The 15,875-nt window shown below is 66.3% G+C and carries 10 protein-coding genes; 4 read left to right on the top strand and 6 right to left on the bottom strand.

Annotation, left to right across the window (positions count from 1 at the left end; genetic code table 11):
* Window positions 1-107: 107 nt before the first annotated feature.
* Entirely contained in the window at window positions 108-1,337 is a 1,230-nt protein-coding gene (gene bamC / locus BMY06_RS17640; protein ID WP_065060323.1) for an outer membrane protein assembly factor BamC, read from the bottom strand.
* A gap of 386 nt (window positions 1,338-1,723) precedes the next feature.
* Here bamC and BMY06_RS17635 point away from each other — a divergent pair, with 386 nt between their 5' ends.
* The gene (locus BMY06_RS17635) at window positions 1,724-2,215 is read left to right on the top strand and encodes a DUF2844 domain-containing protein (RefSeq protein ID WP_065060324.1); all 492 of its coding nucleotides are present in this window, start codon (window positions 1,724-1,726) and stop codon (window positions 2,213-2,215) included.
* A gap of 53 nt (window positions 2,216-2,268) precedes the next feature.
* The gene (locus BMY06_RS17630) at window positions 2,269-3,549 is read left to right on the top strand and encodes a DUF3443 domain-containing protein (protein ID WP_074984381.1); all 1,281 of its coding nucleotides are present in this window, start codon (window positions 2,269-2,271) and stop codon (window positions 3,547-3,549) included.
* Window positions 3,550-3,612: 63 nt separating this feature from the next.
* Here BMY06_RS17630 and BMY06_RS17625 read toward each other — a convergent pair whose 3' ends face one another.
* Window positions 3,613-4,146 carry a hypothetical protein gene (locus BMY06_RS17625; protein WP_074984379.1) on the bottom strand — a complete coding sequence of 178 codons (534 nt, stop codon included), beginning with the start codon at window positions 4,144-4,146 and terminating at the stop codon, window positions 3,613-3,615.
* A gap of 142 nt (window positions 4,147-4,288) precedes the next feature.
* Here BMY06_RS17625 and BMY06_RS17620 point away from each other — a divergent pair, with 142 nt between their 5' ends.
* Together BMY06_RS17620 and BMY06_RS17615 are read left to right on the top strand one after the other, a co-directional pair.
* Window positions 4,289-6,124: a VRR-NUC domain-containing protein gene (locus BMY06_RS17620; RefSeq protein ID WP_074984568.1), complete on the top strand. Its 1,836-nt coding sequence runs from the start codon at window positions 4,289-4,291 to the stop codon at window positions 6,122-6,124.
* Complete coding sequence (locus tag BMY06_RS17615; RefSeq protein WP_074984378.1) at window positions 6,121-8,388, top strand: ATP-dependent DNA helicase; 2,268 nt, start codon at window positions 6,121-6,123, stop codon at window positions 8,386-8,388. Before BMY06_RS17620 ends, BMY06_RS17615 begins: the two co-directional genes overlap by 4 nt.
* Before the next feature lie 106 nt (window positions 8,389-8,494).
* Here the strand turns inward: BMY06_RS17615 and BMY06_RS17610 are convergent, their stop codons facing one another.
* The 4 genes from BMY06_RS17610 to xylF all read right to left on the bottom strand — a co-directional run bounded on the left by BMY06_RS17610 (window position 8,495) and on the right by xylF (window position 15,696).
* Entirely contained in the window at window positions 8,495-11,353 is a 2,859-nt protein-coding gene (locus BMY06_RS17610) for an ATP-dependent Clp protease ATP-binding subunit (protein WP_074984376.1), read from the bottom strand.
* A gap of 441 nt (window positions 11,354-11,794) precedes the next feature.
* Window positions 11,795-12,994, bottom strand: coding sequence for a sugar ABC transporter permease (locus BMY06_RS17605; RefSeq protein ID WP_065060330.1), 1,200 nt, complete (start codon window positions 12,992-12,994; stop codon window positions 11,795-11,797).
* A complete protein-coding gene (xylG, locus tag BMY06_RS17600; protein ID WP_409372386.1) occupies window positions 12,991-14,532 on the bottom strand; it encodes a D-xylose ABC transporter ATP-binding protein in 1,542 nt (513 codons plus the stop codon). The genes BMY06_RS17605 and xylG overlap by 4 nt, the downstream gene beginning before the upstream one ends.
* Before the next feature lie 135 nt (window positions 14,533-14,667).
* On the bottom strand, window positions 14,668-15,696 hold the full coding sequence (gene xylF / locus BMY06_RS17595) for a D-xylose ABC transporter substrate-binding protein (RefSeq protein WP_065060332.1): 1,029 nt from the start codon (window positions 15,694-15,696) through the stop codon (window positions 14,668-14,670).
* Between the last annotated feature and the right edge of the window lie 179 nt (window positions 15,697-15,875).

The raw sequence follows: 15,875 nt of genomic DNA, 5'->3' as shown, positions 1-15,875 counted from the left end.
TCCGCAGCAAAATAAAAAGCCCGCCTGCTTGACGCAGGCGGGCTTTTTAACGATCGCGGACCGGACGAAGGCGACGGACAGCGCGCCTTCGTCCGGTTGCAAATCGCTTAGTGCAGCTCTTCGACCATCAGGCCCATGATCTCGCGCGCCGGGCGCGACGAGTCGATCTGGCCTTTGTCGTCGACCACGGCGATGCGGGTCTGGTTCTCGGTCACAGCGCGCACGTTCACCTTGTACTGCTTGGCGATCTTTTCCTTGCGGCCATGGAAGATCTGGTTCCAGAAGCCCTGTTCCGCCGACGTCATATCCTGCGGATCGACGTAGCGCACGTAGTAGATGCCCTTCGAGCGGTCGCGGTCGTCCACGGTGAAGTTGGCGCGATCGAGCGCGACGCCCACACGCAGCCACGCGCGGTCATACGGCTCGCCGAGCGTGAGTTCGCTCGACGTGTACTGACCCGACGTGTTGCCCGTCGGCGTGGACGGCTGGCTCTGACCCACGGCTGCGGCGTTCTGCGCGGCGATGGCGGCGGCCGCCGCATCCGGTGCCTTCGACTTCGCGTCCTTGGCGTTGGCCTTGGCATCGACGTCCTTCGCGACCTGCGCGTCGGGCACGCCCGGCTTGGCGTTCGCGAGCGTCATCATCAGGCGCTTCAGGTATTCCTGCTCGAGCGCGGGATCGTTGGGCTTCGGCACCCACTTGCTGGTCTCGTTGTTGGTGCCCGACAGCTGCTCGCTCAGCCCCTTCTGGCTGATGAACACATACGTGCCGCCCGTGGGCGACGTTTCGAGGCGCGTGCGGTACTTGTTGCGCTCGGCCGTGACGTACGAGTTGCCCGTGGCCCACGACAGCGTGTTGCGGATCAGACCGTCGTTGATCTTCGGATGGGTTTCGTTCCAGTCCGTTTCCATCACGCCCTTGTCGCGCTGGTCGACGACCAGCAGGAAGCCTTGTTCCTGCCAGAAGCGGCGGACCTGGGCCCAGACGTCGGCGGGCGTGCGGCTGTCGATGACGAGCCAGCTTTCCGTGCCGTCACGCTGGATGTGCATGCCCGGAACCTGCGGCAGCACCTGGGTCTGCTGGTCGGACGACGGCGCGTCGCTCTGGACCTGCTTGAGCGTGGACAGCGAGGCCTCGCCGCCCTGCGGCGCCACCGAACGCTGGTCGGACGTTTCGTCCAGCAAGTTCGGCGGTACAGCCAGCGACGCCTGCTTCGCCTTGGCGTCGCTGCGGTAATCGATCTTGTTCGGCGACGGCGAACTGCAGCCGGCGACCAACCCGCCCGCCATCAGGAGCGCAAAGGCGCGTGCGGCAAGACGTTGATGAAAATCACTCATGTTCGGGTAATCCCTTCGGCTTAGGCCACGTCCGGTTTCGTGGATCAACCAAACATTTTACCGGCGACTCGGCGTGATGTGCAAAAAGCCGGGGGCGACAACGCCGCTTGAAACGCTTTCCTCGCGCGCAACGCCCTGTCCGCGCGGCCTTTACCGGCATTTCCCGTAATCAAATTAACGTTTATCAACATTCGGTAAGCCTTGCCGATTGTGCCCTTTTGCTCAGCTTTTCCTTACAAATCAAGCGACTGCGGGTTCTATCGAGATTCGATCGAGTTTGCGCAGTGCGGTGTCGCGCGTTCGGTGGGCTTGCCTGAAAGGGCCCGGTGCTACTTTTCTCAAAAAGAAAAGAAACATCTCGAAAAAAGAATCTAACGGAGAGAAATATGACAACTTGCAGCCTCACCGAGGCGGGCCGCGTCACGTCTGTCGCCCGCGCAGTTACCTGCGCACTCGTGTGCCTGGCCGGTCTGCCCGCCGTCGCGCACGCCGCGCTCGGCGACATCGCCCCCGCCGCCGAAGCCGCCTCGCCGCCCGCGCACAGCGTCGCGGGCGGCGAGGCGCGGATGGCGAGCTACACCGATGCCGCGGGCACGACCGTCAACGTCTACATCGACGCCCGCAGCCGGCGGATCTTCGCCTACACCTGGCAAGGTCCGGCGACGCCCAATCTCGACACACTCCTCGGCCCGTACGCCGCCACCTGGCACAGCGGCGCGGCAGCGCTGCACGCCGCCGGCGGCGACGAACTGCACGCCGCGCGCGTGGAAACGCCATCGGTCATCGTCGAAACCGGCGGTCACATGCGCGGTTACATCGGGCGCGCGTGGCTGCCCGGCGCGCTGCCCGTCGGCATCACTGAGAGGGCACTGCAATGAACGCACATGAACTTCCAGCGCGGGCACAAGAGTCTGCGCCATCCGGCCGCCGCATGCGCCTGCTCGCTTGCGCGAGCGTCCTTGGGCTCGCGCTGAGCGTCACGCTCGTCGCCTGCGGCGGCGGCGGGGGCGATGGCGGCGGCAACGGCGCGGGCAGCCCGCCCGCCCCCAGCGCGACCGCCGCGCCTACCGCCGTCAACCCTGCGGCCACGCCCGCGCCGAACACCAGCAATACGAGCGTGCCGCCGTCGAGCACGCCCAACGTGCATCCCGTGAGCGTCGCGGCCACGCCCAGCTCGACGCGCAACATGCTCACCACGACCGTGACCGTCTGCGTGCCGGGCACGAACACCTGCGCGACCATCGGCAACGTGCAGGTGGACACCGGTTCGCAGGGCCTGCGGCTGCTCGCTTCCGCGCTGCCCGCCGGACTGAATCTGCCCGCGGTGTCGGCGGGGGGCGGCCAGGCCATCGCGGGCGAATGCGCGGGCTTCGGCAGCGGCTACACCTGGGGCGCCGTGCGCAGCGCCGACGTGCGGCTCGCGGGCGAAGTGGCGTCCGCGCTGCCGATCCAGGTGATCGCCGACCCGGCCGTGCCCGCCACGCCGAACGCCTGCCAGGGCCGCGGCCTCGCGATGCTGACGCCCGGGACGCTGCGCGCGAACGGCATCCTCGGCGTCGGTCCGTTCGATGCCGACTGCGGCGCGTCGTGCGTCAATCAGGCGTCGGGATCGTGGTACTACGCGTGCGCGTCGGGCACTTGCGCGGCCAGCGCGCAGCCGCTCGCGCAGCAGGTGCGCAACCCCGTCGCCGCCTTCGCCACCGACAACAACGGCGTCGTGCTCGACCTGCCCGCGGTGGCCGCGACCGGCGCATCGAGCGTGTCCGGATCGCTGATCTTCGGCATCGGCTCGCAGTCGAACAACGCGCTCGGCGGCGCGACGGTGCTGCGCGCGAACACGGTGACGGGCTTCGTCTCGACCACCACCTCGGACGGCAGCGTCTACGCGCAAAGCTATCTGGACAGCGGCTCGAACGGCTTCTTCTTCGCCAACGCGACGCTTACGCGCTGCGGCGTCTGGTACTGCCCGTCATCGCCGCAAAGCCTCAGCGCGACGATCAAGGGCATCGACGGCACCGGCGCGCCCGCCGCGCTTTCGATCGACAGCGCGCAGACGCTCTTCGCGAGCGGCAACTGGGCGTTCGCGAATCTGGCGGGCTACAACGGCCATGCGTTCGGATGGGGCCTGCCGTTTTTCTTCGGCAAGCGCGTCTATACGGCGATCGAGGCCCAGGCAACGCCGGTGGGCGCGGGACCGTACTTCGCGTTCTGATGACGAGGGGGAAAACGGAGCGAGGCGCGCGCGGCGCGCCTCGTCATGATGGACGGAACGTGCTTAGTCTTGCGCGCTGGCGTCGGAAGCCGGCGTGGTCTTCACAAGCGCGGCCGGCGCGAGCCAGTGGAACGACGTGAGGCTGCCGGTGTGATCGTAAGTGCACTCGGCGGCGGTGGCCGTGGGCGGCGTCTTGTGCAGGCCGAGTTTCCGCGCGATCAGCTCGACGGGCGTGGAGGGCTTGGCTTCCGCTGCATGCGTCGACGAAGCGCCCGACGCAGCCGAAGCCGCCGACGCCACCGCAGCACTCGAAGCACCCGTAGCCGCATGTGCCCCGCTCGCAGCCACAGCCGCCGATGCGGCGACCGCCTCCGAAGCCGGCAACACGCCGCGTTCGAGATGCCCTTCGATCACCACGCGTTCGCCGCGATAGGCCACGGCGGTATGCGTGACGGAGAGTTCGCCCAGCGACGCCTGGTTCAGCCGCGTGCGCATCTCCTGCTCGCAGGCGCCCGGATTCTGATACTGCGCGACGCATCCCGCGAGCAGGGTAACGCCGGCCGCAAGGCCGACGAGGCTGACATTCCGTTTATTCATCGCTCTTTCATGCGCTCGAAGCGCGGTTCGGTTTTCAGGCTGCGGCAATTGTAGCCTACGGTAGGCCACGCCCTCCGTCGAAGCGATGCGCGGCGGCGCGGGCCTGCTATCATCGCTGCTGTATATCCGTACAGTGCCGCGCGTGCTTCCCGACTCCCCCGATCCGTTCTATTACCTCGCGAACTTCGAGCGTGCGCTCGGCTGGCTCGACGCGCGCTGCGCCGACCTGTTCGACGACGGGGAACGCCGCTTCCTGCGCGAATTCGTCGCCCTGCCGCGCGCCTCGCGTGCATTGTTCGTGCGCATGCTGATGCGCAAAGGGCCGGATTTTCGCGCCAGCAAGCTCGATTACGCCGAAATCGGCTGCCCGCGCGAAGCCGCTGCGCCGCTGGTGGCGGGCGGCTGGCTCGACGGCGCGCCCGTGCTCGCTTTCGATGCGCTCGCGGCAATCGTCACGAAGGCGGAATTGCTCGCGCTCGCTGCGCACCTCGCGCAAGTCACCCATGAGCCCGACCTGGCCGACCTGGCCGACTTAGCCGACACCGCCAACGCGCCATCGCACGCAGCCGCCGTGCAAGCGCTCAACGCGCTCGACAAACGCAGCGCCACGCGCGCCGCCACGCTTGCCGCGCTCGACGCTCTCGCACCCAGCGCACGCGAATGGGCCGCATGGTTCCCCGCTTCCGCCGACACCGTGTTCCGCTTCAACGCCGCGCCGCTGTGCGAGCGTCTGCGCCTGATGTTCTTCGGCAATCTGCGCCAGGACTGGACCGAGTTCGTGCTCGCCGATCTGGGCGTCTATCGCTACGAGCAGGTGCCGCTCGATGCGGCGTCGCGCGTGTTCCAGCAGCGCGCCGACATCGACGCCTATCTCGCCCTGCGCGACTGCCGCGAAGCGCTCGATCTCGCCGACGATCCGGTCGCGGGCCTCGCCTGCGCGCTCGATACGCTCGACGCCCTCGCGCCGCGCACACACGGCAATGCGTGGCTGCGCGCGCGTCACGACCGCCTGCGCCACGCCGTGGGGCTCGCCGCCGAGCGCGCCAGCGAAGCCGACCTCGCGTGGCGCGCCTACGTGGACAGCGCGCATCCGGAGTCGCGCTACCGGCGCGTACGCGTGCTCGAACAACTCGCGCGCCGCGACGAAGCCGTGGCCCTCGCGCAGGCGATTGCCGCCGCGCCGGCGAACGAGGAAGAGGCGCAACGCGCGGCGCGCACGCTCGGCCGCCTGCTGCGCACACGCGCGAAAAAACACGCAAGCCAAGCGGACGACACCGCCGCGTCCACCCACGCGACGCTCTCGCTGACCTTGCCCGCCGCGTGGGCGGCTCTGCGCGTGGAAGAAGCATCGCGCCGCGCGCTCAGCACCGACGACGCGCCCGTGTTCTACGTCGAGAACACGCTAATCACCAGTCTGTTCGGCCTGCTCTGCTGGCCCGCGCTGTTCGCGCCGCTGCCGGGCGCGTTCTTCCATCCTTTCCAGCGCGGCCCTGCCGACCTCCACGCCGCCGATTTCGTCAGTCGGCGCGCCGAGCGCTTCGCGGCCTGTCTCGCCGAACTCGACGACGGCCGCTATCGCGAGACCATCTTCGCCCGCTTCGGCGAGAAATACGGCATCCAGTCGCCTTACGTCGCGTGGCCCGCGCTCGACGACACGCTGCTCACGCTCGCGCTCGACTGCTTTCCGGCCGCGCATCTGCGTCTGTGGTTCGAGCGTCTGTTGCGCGAGCCCGCCGCCAACCGCTCGGGCCTGCCCGACCTCGTGCGCTTCTGGCCGCGCGAACGCCGCTACGAGCTGATCGAGGTGAAAGGCCCCGGCGACCGCCTGCAGGACAACCAGCGCCGCTGGCTCGCCTATTGCGCGTCGCACGGCATGCCCGTCACGGTGCTGCAGGCGCGCTGGGCCCGCGAAGATAGCGACGAGCGCGAAGAAAGCGATAGCGGCACGCTCGCGTCCCACCCGGAAACAGCGCGATGAGCTACACGGTCGCCGTGCGCACGCTCTGCGAGTTCACCGCGAAGCGCGGCGACCTCGACCTGCGCTTCACGCCATCGCCCGACGCGAGCGAAGGCCGCGCCGGGCATGCCGCCATCGCCGCGCGCCGCCCATCGGGCTACGAAACCGAAATCGCGCTGACCGGCACCGTCGGCACGCTGACCGTGCGCGGCCGCGCCGATGGCTACGATCCCGCGCAACGCCGGCTCGAAGAGTTCAAGACCTATCGCGGCGATGTTGACGCCATGCGCGAAAACCACCGCGCGCTGCACTGGGCGCAACTGCGCGTCTATGGCGCGCTGATGTGCGAGAAGCGGGCGCTCGACACGATCGAACTCGCGCTCGTGTACTACGACATCGCCTCGGGCCGCGAAACCGCACTCACCGAACAGGCCAGCGCCACCGATTTGCGCGCCACGTTCGAGTCGCAGTGCGCGCGATTTTCCGCATGGGCCGAACAGGAAAGCGCGCATCGCAGCGCGCGCGACGCGGCGCTCGCCGCGCTGCAACTGCCGCACGCGGACTTCCGTCACGGCCAGCGCGATCTCGCCGAAGCGGTCTGGCGCGCGGCCACACAAGCACGCTGCCTGCTGGCGCAAGCGCCCACCGGCATCGGCAAGACGATCGGCACGCTGTTTCCGCAATTGAAGGCGTGTCCGCGCGCGGGCATCGACAAGGTGCTGTTTCTGAGCGCGAAAAGCTCGGGGCGCCAGCTCGCGCTCGATGCACTCGCGACGCTGACGCGCACGCAAGAAGACACAGCGCTGCCGCTGCGCGTGCTCGAACTCGTCGCGCGCGACAAGGCCTGCGAGCATCCCGAACTGGCGTGTCATGGCGAATCGTGTCCGCTTGCGCGCGGCTTCTACGACCGCCTGCCTGCCGCCCGCTCGGCGGCGCTCGCGCGCGTGCGGCTCGATCGCGCCACGCTGCGCGACGTCGCGCGCGATCACGCGGTCTGTCCGTATTACCTCGGCCAGGAACTCGCGCGCTGGAGCGACGTGATCGTCGGCGACTACAACTACTACTTCGACGTGAGCGCCATGCTGTTCATGCTCGCCGCGCACAATCAATGGCGCGCGAGCCTGCTCGTCGACGAAGCGCACAACCTGCCCGAACGCGCCCGCGCGATGTACTCGGCGGAACTCGTGCAGACGCGGCTCGACGCCGTGAAGCGCGGCGCGAGCACGCCGGTCAAGCGCGCGCTCACCCGCCTAACGCGCCACTGGAACACCGAAAACGCCGTGCAGCCGCACGCGTGGCGCGCGAGCGACGCGTTGCCCGACGCCCTGATCGCCGCGCTCGGCGACGTGATCGGCGCGATCGGCGATCAACTCGCGGAACCCGCGCTCGTGCGCGATCCCGAACTCGAACGTTTTTACTTTGACGCGCTGCATTTCGTGCGCATCGCCGAGCGCTTCGATCAGCATTCGATCTTCGACGTCACGCCGCTGCCCGCCGCGAGCAACGCGAAGCGCACGCGCTCCGCGCTCTGCATCCGCAACATCGTGCCCGCGGGCGCGTTACGTCCACGTGTGGCGGCCGCGCACAGCGTCACGCTGTTTTCCGCCACGCTCGCGCCGACGCACTATTACGCCGACATGCTCGGTCTGCCCGCGAATACGGTGAACGTCGAGATCGGCACGCCGTTTCGCGCCGAGCAACTCGACGTGCAGATCGCGCGCGACATTTCCACGCGCTACAAGGACCGCGAGCGCTCGCTCGACGCGCTGGTCACGCGCGTCGCCGCGCAATATGCGCAGCGCCCGGGCAACTATCTGTGTTTCTTCAGCAGCTACGCGTATCTGCAAAGCGCCGCCGATGCCTTCGTCGCGCGTCATCCTCATGTACCGGTGTGGATGCAGTCGCGCACGATGGACGAAGCGCAGCAGCAGGACTTCGTCGCACGCTTCGTCGAAGGCGGCAGCGGCGTGGGCTTCGCGGTGCTCGGCGGCGCGTTCGGCGAAGGCATCGACCTGCCGGGCACGCGGCTGATCGGCACCTTCATCGCCACGCTCGGCATGCCGCAGGTGAACCCCGTGAACGAAGCGATCCGCGCGCGCATGGACGCGCTCTATGGCGCGGGCTTCGACTACACCTATCTGATTCCCGGTCTGCGCAAGGTCGTGCAGGCGGCCGGCCGCGTGATCCGCACCGAGCGCGACAGCGGCGTGGTGCATCTGCTCGACGACCGCTTTGCGCGGCCCGACGTGCGCGCGCTGCTGCCTGCCTGGTGGGAAGTCGGCTAACCGCCATTCATCAGTATGCCGAACTATCTTGCGACCATGAAAAACCGGCGCCGCACGCGACGCCGGTTTCCACGCGAGCGCTTCTAGCGCATATCGATCACACCGATCACGCCGATTTCGACTTGCCCGCGCCCTTGCCGTTCTTCTTCGGAGGCGGCGGCGGATCGCCCTCGGCGTCGTCGGCGGCAATCTCGGGCGCGACTTCATTGACGTCGGGTTTCGCCGCTTTGCCGTCACCCTTCGCCTTCTTCGCGGCCTTGCCTTCCTTCACATCGGGCGGCACCGCGATCTTGTTGATGGTGACTTCTTCTGCGCTCGCGTCGTAGCCCAGTTCGACCGTATCGCCCGATTGCAGCGCGTCGCCGAGTATCTCCTTCGCGAGCCGCGTTTCCACTTCCTGGCGAATCTGCCGCTTGAGTTCGCGCGCGCCGAATTCCGGTTGATACCCCACCTCCACCAGATGATCGACAAGCGCCTCGCTCATCTTCAGCGTGATGCCCTGCGCCGCCGCCGTGCGCGTCACGCGGTCGAGCTGGATCTGCACGATATTGCGGATGTTGTCTTTCGAGAGCGCATGGAAAACGATGATCTCGTCGATGCGATTGAGGAACTCCGGACGGAAGTGGCCCTTGAGCACTTTCATCAACTCGCCGCGCACATCCTTGTCGCTCTTGCGCTTCGCCTCGGGCTGCTCCAGATTCTCCATGATGATCTGCGCACCCAGATTGCTCGTGGCGATGATGATCGTATTGCTGAAGTCCACGACGCGACCTTTGCCGTCGGTGAGGCGGCCGTCGTCGAACACCTGTAGCAGCACGTTATAGACGTCGGGGTGCGCCTTCTCGATCTCGTCGAGCAGAATCACGCAGTACGGACGCCGACGCACGCGCTCGGTCAGTTGGCCGCCTTCGTCGTAGCCCACGTAGCCCGGCGGCGCACCAATCAGCCGCGCGACCGCGTGACGCTCCATGTACTCGCTCATGTCGATGCGAACAATCGCCTGCTCGTCGCCGAACACGGTTTCGGCCAGTGCCTTCGCGAGTTCGGTCTTGCCGACGCCTGTCGGCCCGAGAAACAGGAACGTGGCAATCGGCCGATGCTCCTGACCGAGCCCCGCGCGCGACAGACGCACCGCATCGCTCACGGCCACCACCGCATCGCTCTGCCCGACCACGCGCTCGCGCAGCGTCTCTTCCATCTTGAGCAGCTTCTGGCGCTCTTCCTGCGTGAGATCGGCGACCGGAATGCCGGTCAGGCGCGACACGACTTCCGCGATCGACGCCACCGTCACTTCGAGCGTTTCCGAACCGGTCTTGCGCTGCCACGCCTCGGTGAGATCGTCGAGCTTCGTTTGCTTTTCCTTGATGCGTTCCTCGAAATTCTTCGCTTCGTCGTAGCGCTTGCGCGAAGACGCATAGTCCTGCTCGCGCTTGAGCTGCACGATTTCCGCTTCGAGTTCCTGGATATCGGCAGGCCGCGAAGTCGCGCCGATCCGCACGCGCGCGGCCGCCTGATCGATCAGGTCGATCGCCTTGTCGGGCAGGAAACGCGAGGTGATATAGCGGTCCGACAATTCGGCGGCGGCCACGAAGGCGTCGTCGGCGAACGTGACTTGATGGTGCGCTTCCAGCTTGTCGCGCAGGCCGCGCAAGATCACGATAGTCTGCTCGACCGTGGGCTCGGGCACCAGTACGGGTTGAAAGCGCCGTTCGAGCGCCGCGTCTTTCTCGATGTACTTCTGATACTCGTTGAGCGTGGTCGCGCCGATCAGGCTCAGCTCGCCGCGCGCGAGCGCGGGCTTGAGCACGTTCGCGATATCGAGCCCGCCTTCGCCGCCGCCCTGCCCCGCGCCGACGATGGTGTGCAGTTCGTCGATGAAGAGAATCAGCTCGTCGTTCTTCGCGGTCACTTCGTCGATCAACTGCTTGGCGCGCTCCTCGAATTCGCCGCGGTACTTCGCGCCCGCGACCATCGAATTGATGTTGACCTCGACGAGTCGTTTGCCGCGCAACACTTCCGGCACGTCGCCATTGACGATGCGCTGCGCGAGCCCTTCGACGATCGCGGTCTTGCCCACGCCAGGCTCGCCGATCAGCACCGGATTATTCTTCTTGCGGCGCGCGAGCACCTCGATCGTGTTCTCGATTTCCTGCGCGCGGCCCAGCACCGGATCGAGCTTGCCCTGCCGCGCCATGGCCGTGAGATCGCGGCCAAACTTGTCGAGCGTGGGCGTGTTCGTGGGCGCATCCACGCGACCGTCTTCCGCGCCCTTGCCGACCACTTTCACCACCTTCTGGCGCAGCGCCTCGGGCGTCACGCCGTACTTCTTGAGCAGCGTGCCCGCGATGCTGTCCGGCACCGCCGCGAGGCCGATCAGCAAATGCTCGGGGCCGACGTATGAATGGCCGAGATCGCGCGACGCCTGAAACGCGAACTGAAACGCCTTCTTCAGACGCGGCGAGATCGTCATCTTGTCGATGGCTGCGTCTTCGCGCGCGGTGCCTTGCTGCGCGTGCGCGTCGATATAGCCCTTGATGTCCTGCGGCGAGAGCTTGAGTTCCTTGAGCAGCGCCGCGCACACGTCCGTGTCGGCGAGCACGTAAAGCAGGTGCTCGGTGTCGAGTTCGGTGCGACGCAATTCGTGCGCTTTCTCGGCGGCCCGCTGGAGAATTTCGAGTGTCTGCTCGCTGAAGGCATCGGTCGCGTCGACCGACTCGCGCGGCACTTCGGCGGAGAAGCCGTGATCGTCGTCGACATCGTGGCCGCCGCCTTCCATGCCGCCGAAGAAGCGCGACAAACCGCCGCCGCCCAGCAGCGAATCGAACGGATTGAGCATGCTTTGATGCCGCATCAGCTGGCGATAGTCGTAGTCGCAGATCGACATCGACTTGCGCTCGCCGTTTTGCACGACAGTCACGCGCGCGACAGCGGGTCGCGCATTGCAGATTTCACAGAGGGTAGGCATGGCGGACTTGTCTCCTGTTCGGCGCCGTGCCGCAGCGCGCGGAACGGCACGACGCAACGCGGGTTGCGCCGGAAAAGTGACAGAGCGGCGATGTCGCGCGAGGCGCGCAACACCTTGACGAAGATGGCCGGCGCGCGGCGTAAGTAACGCGCCAGCGGTACACGGCGAATCGATTGTGGCAGGATTCCTGGCCGCATGTATCGAAGCTGCATCAAGCGCACGCATTGCTGCGCGCCGCGCAATAGATCGCGCGACCGCACACGGCTGCGTTCATCATGCCTGCGGCAATTGCTTCATGAAAGGTGCGTGACACCGATAAAAGAAAACGGGCGGCACCGATGGTCCGCCCGTTCATTTTCAATTCATTTACCGCACGTTCGTCGCATAGTCGATGCCAACTTCATGTGACGAAAACCACGTTTGCTATCGTCTGCGGTTTCGTCAGCGACGATTCGATCCTGACACCACGTCGACCCACACGGCGAGCACGAGAATGCCGCCCTTCACGATCATCTGCCAGTACGCGTCCACGTCGAGCATCGACATGCCGTTGTCGAGACTCGCCATCACGAGTGCGCCGATCAGCGCGCCATAGACCGTGCCCGAACCGCCGCGCATCGAGGTGCCGCCGATGAAGCACGCCGCGATCGCATCGAGTTCGCCCATCGTGCCCGCGGACGGCGAGCCCGCCGCGAGACGCGCCGTGTTGACCATGCCCGCGACGGCGCACATGAGGCCCATCAGCGCGAAGATGGCGAGCTTCACGCGATTCGTGTTGACGCCCGAAAGACGCGTCGCTTCGAGATTCGAACCGACTGCGTAGATGCGGCGGCCGAACACCGTCTGCGTCGCCACCCACGTAAAGATGCCGAGCAGCGCGAGCAGCAGCAGCACCGGCACGGGAATGCCGCCGTAGCTGTCGAGCATTACCACGAAAGCCAGCACGATCGCACCGGCACCGACGATCTTCACCGCGTCCTGCCAGAGCGGCACCACACTCAACTGATAGCGCCGGCGATTCGCGCGCTGACGCACGGTCAGCACTGCCAGCAGCACGAACAGCGCGAACGCGATGACATCGCCCGCGACACGCGGCAAATAGCCTTGCCCGATAAATACAAAGGAATCCGAAACAGGTGCGATCGTCGATCCGCCGGTAATGCCGAGCAGCACGCCGCGAAACGCCAGCATGCCGCCGAGACCGACGATAAACGACGGCACGCGTCGATACGTCGACCACCAGCCGTTGAAGAGTCCGATCAGCACGCCGAGCGCGAGCACCACGGGCACGGTCGCGCCGATCGGCCAGTGACGGTTCACGTCGAGGATCGCCGCCACGCCGCCGAGCAGGCCGAGCAGCGAGCCCACCGACAAATCGATCTCGCCCGCGATGATGACGAACACCATCCCGCATGCGAGCATGCCGGTAATCGACATCTGCCGCAGCAGGTTCGAGACGTTGCGCGGCGTGACGAACGCGCCGTGCGTGAGCACCGAGAAGAACACCCAGATCGCCGCGACGGCGAGCAGCAAGGCGAGAATCTTGTAGCGCGCGAACAGTTGCTGAAAGCGCAGGCCGAAGCCGCTGCCACCGGGCAACTGGTCATCGCGCGCAGCGGGGGTCGTGACGTCTGGGGTCATGCTGCACTCTCTGCAATGGGTTGGGCGCGCGCGCTCTGAATCGCGGCGCCGAGAATGTGTTCCTGCGTGAGACCTTCGTTGACGAAATCGCCGCGCAATTCGCCCTCGCCGATAACCAGCACGCGGTCGCTCACGCCAAGCACTTCCGGCAGCTCGGACGACACCATCACGATGGCCACGCCGCGCTTCGCGAGCTGGAACATGAGCTTGTAGATCTCGTACTTCGCGCCGACGTCCACGCCACGCGTGGGTTCGTCGAGGATCAGCACCTTAGGGTCGGTCAGCAGCATCTTGGTGAGCACGGCCTTCTGCTGATTGCCGCCCGAAAGGCTCGCGATCGACAGCATGGGATTGGCCGCACGCACCGAAAGACGCTGCATTTCGGTGCGGATCGTGTCGAGTTCGGCGGCGGCGTCGATGCGTCCGCGCTTCGAAAAACGCTCCAGCACCGAGAGCGTGATGTTGTGGCCCACGCCCAGTTGCGGCACGATGCCGTGACGCTTGCGATCCTCCGGCACCATGGCGATGCCCGCGCGAATCGCGTCGAGCGGCGAACCGATCCTGAGCGTCTTGCCTTCGAGCACCACGGTCGCCGAACACGCGCCCGCATACGCGCCAAAGATCGCCTGCATGGTCTCCGTGCGCCCCGCGCCCACGAGCCCGGCCACGCCGAGTATCTCGCCGCGCCGCACCGAGAAGGAGACGTCGTCCACGCGTTTGCGGCGCGGATTGGTCACGTCGTAGCAGGTCACGTTGCGGGCTTCGAACACCACCTCGCCGATGTCGTGCGGCTCGCGCGGAAAGAGATTCTTGATCTCGCGGCCCACCATCATCGCGATCACGCGGTCGGTCGTGAGCAAGGCCATCGGCTCGGTCGCCACGTGCTTGCCGTCGCGGATCACGCTCACCGTATCGCAGACCGCTTCGACTTCGTCGAGCTTGTGCGAGATGTACACGCAGGCCACGCCGCGACGCTTCAGATCGCGCACGATGTCGAGCAGGATCTTCGTCTCCGCCGCCGTGAGCGACGACGACGGCTCGTCGAGAATCAGCAGCTTCGCGCGCTTGTTGAGCGCCTTCGCAATTTCGATCAATTGCTGATGGCCGCCGCCGTAATTCATCACCGGCTGGGCGACGTTGATGGCGTCGATGTTCAGCTCGCGCAGCAATTCATCCGCGCGCCGGTACATCGCCGCGTAATTCATGCGGCCGCCGGGCGACGTGATTTCATTGCCGAGAAAGATGTTCTCGGCCACCGACAATTCCGGCACGAGCATCAGTTCCTGATGGATGATGACGATGCCCGCGCGCTCGGTGTCGCGCACGCTGTGCGCTTCGAGCGGCGCGCCTTCCCAGCGGATTTCGCCACTCCAGGTGCCATGCGGATACACGCCCGAGAGCACTTTCATCAGCGTGGATTTGCCTGCGCCGTTTTCGCCGCACAGGCCCACGCATTCGCCGGGCCGCACGGTCAGGTCGATGCCGTCGAGCGCCTTCACGCCCGCGAAGGATTTGACGATGCCGCGCATCGTCAGCAAGGGTTCGGTCATACGCTATGCGCCAGTCTGTCGAGGTCCGCCGGTTCGAGCGAGCGCGACGACTGCGCTCGCTGCGCCCGCGCGCGACGCGTCAGCACGCCGCGCGCGGGACTCTGCACTGCCTGCTGACAACGCTTACTGGCTGGCCAGTTGCGCCTGCGTATAGAAGCCGTCCTTCACGACCACGTCGACGTTGCTCTTGGTGAGCAGCGTCGGTTGCAGCAGCACCGTGTCGACCTTCTTCTTGCCGTTGTCGTATTGCGCGTTATAAGCGGGCTTCTGGCCCTTCGCGAGATCGACGGCGAGCTTGGCCGCTTCGCCCGCGATCAGCTTGAGCGGCTTGTAGACCGTCATCGTCTGCGTACCGGCCACCACACGCTTGACCGCCGCGAGATCCGCGTCCTGACCCGAGACCGGCACCTTGCCCGCGAGATGCTGCGCGGCCAGCGCCTGAATCGCGCCGCCCGCCGTGCCGTCGTTCGACGCGACCACCGCATCGATCTTGTTGTTATTCGCCGTGAGCGCGTCTTCCATGATGCGCAGCGCCGTCGACGCGCTCCACTCCGGCACCCACTGCTGACCGACCACCTTGATGTCGCCGCGGTCGATCGCGGGCTTGAGCACCTTCAACTGGCCTTCGCGCAGCATCTTCGCGTTGTTGTCGGTCGGCGCGCCGCCCAGCAGGAAGTAGTTGCCCTTCGGCTGCGCGTTATACACGCCCTGCGCCTGCAGCTCGCCGACCTTCTCGTTGTCGAACGAGATATAGGCGTCGATGTTGGCGTCGAGAATCAGACGGTCGTACGACACCACCTTGATGCCCGCCTTCTTCGCTTCGGCCACGACGTTGCCGAGCGTTTTCGAATTGAACGGCACGATCACGATCACGTCGACGCCGCGCGAAATCAGATTCTCGATCTGCGAGATCTGGCGTTCTTCGCTCGCGTCCGCCGATTGCACCGACACTTTCGCGCCGAGTTTTTCCGCTGCTGCAACGAAATAATCGCGATCGCGCGACCAGCGCTCGACGCGCAGATCGTCGATACAGAAACCGATTTCCGGATGATCCTTGCTCGCATGCGCGAGCGGCGCGGCCAGCGACAGACTCGCGAGCACGGCGCCGCAAACGAGCGCCCCCAGAACCGAACGGCGTTTGGCGAATTGCATGTCTCCACTCCTGGTAATGACGAGCGCCGGCTGCGCACTGCGCGGCGACGGCGCGTCATGGCGTTGTAGTTGATGATGAAGTGCTCGCGCACGATGCTTGCGCGAAATACGACGTGACTGCCGGCGTTGCAACTGCGGGTCTTGCTTGCTGAAAACCGCGCGGCTATGTCGGCCGCGCG

Origin of the sequence: Paraburkholderia tropica (genome assembly GCF_900109265.1) — a bacterium.
GTDB classification, from domain to species: domain Bacteria; phylum Pseudomonadota; class Gammaproteobacteria; order Burkholderiales; family Burkholderiaceae; genus Paraburkholderia; species Paraburkholderia tropica.
Note: the sequence above shows the minus strand (reverse complement) of the source record. Positions and strands in the feature narration are given on the sequence as shown.

Excerpts from the sequence above, each read along its gene's own strand:
- BMY06_RS17605 (WP_065060330.1), bottom strand. The coding sequence starts at position 12,994 with ATGACCCCAGACGTCACGACCCCCGCTGCGCGCGATGACCAGTTGCCC.
- BMY06_RS17625 (WP_074984379.1), bottom strand. The coding sequence starts at position 4,146 with ATGAATAAACGGAATGTCAGCCTCGTCGGCCTTGCGGCCGGCGTTACC.
- BMY06_RS17635 (WP_065060324.1), top strand. The coding sequence starts at position 1,724 with ATGACAACTTGCAGCCTCACCGAGGCGGGCCGCGTCACGTCTGTCGCC.
- BMY06_RS17610 (WP_074984376.1), bottom strand. The coding sequence starts at position 11,353 with ATGCCTACCCTCTGTGAAATCTGCAATGCGCGACCCGCTGTCGCGCGC.
- BMY06_RS17630 (WP_074984381.1), top strand. The coding sequence starts at position 2,269 with ATGCGCCTGCTCGCTTGCGCGAGCGTCCTTGGGCTCGCGCTGAGCGTC.
- BMY06_RS17615 (WP_074984378.1), top strand. The coding sequence starts at position 6,121 with ATGAGCTACACGGTCGCCGTGCGCACGCTCTGCGAGTTCACCGCGAAG.
- xylF (WP_065060332.1), bottom strand. The coding sequence starts at position 15,696 with ATGCAATTCGCCAAACGCCGTTCGGTTCTGGGGGCGCTCGTTTGCGGC.
- bamC (WP_065060323.1), bottom strand. The coding sequence starts at position 1,337 with ATGAGTGATTTTCATCAACGTCTTGCCGCACGCGCCTTTGCGCTCCTG.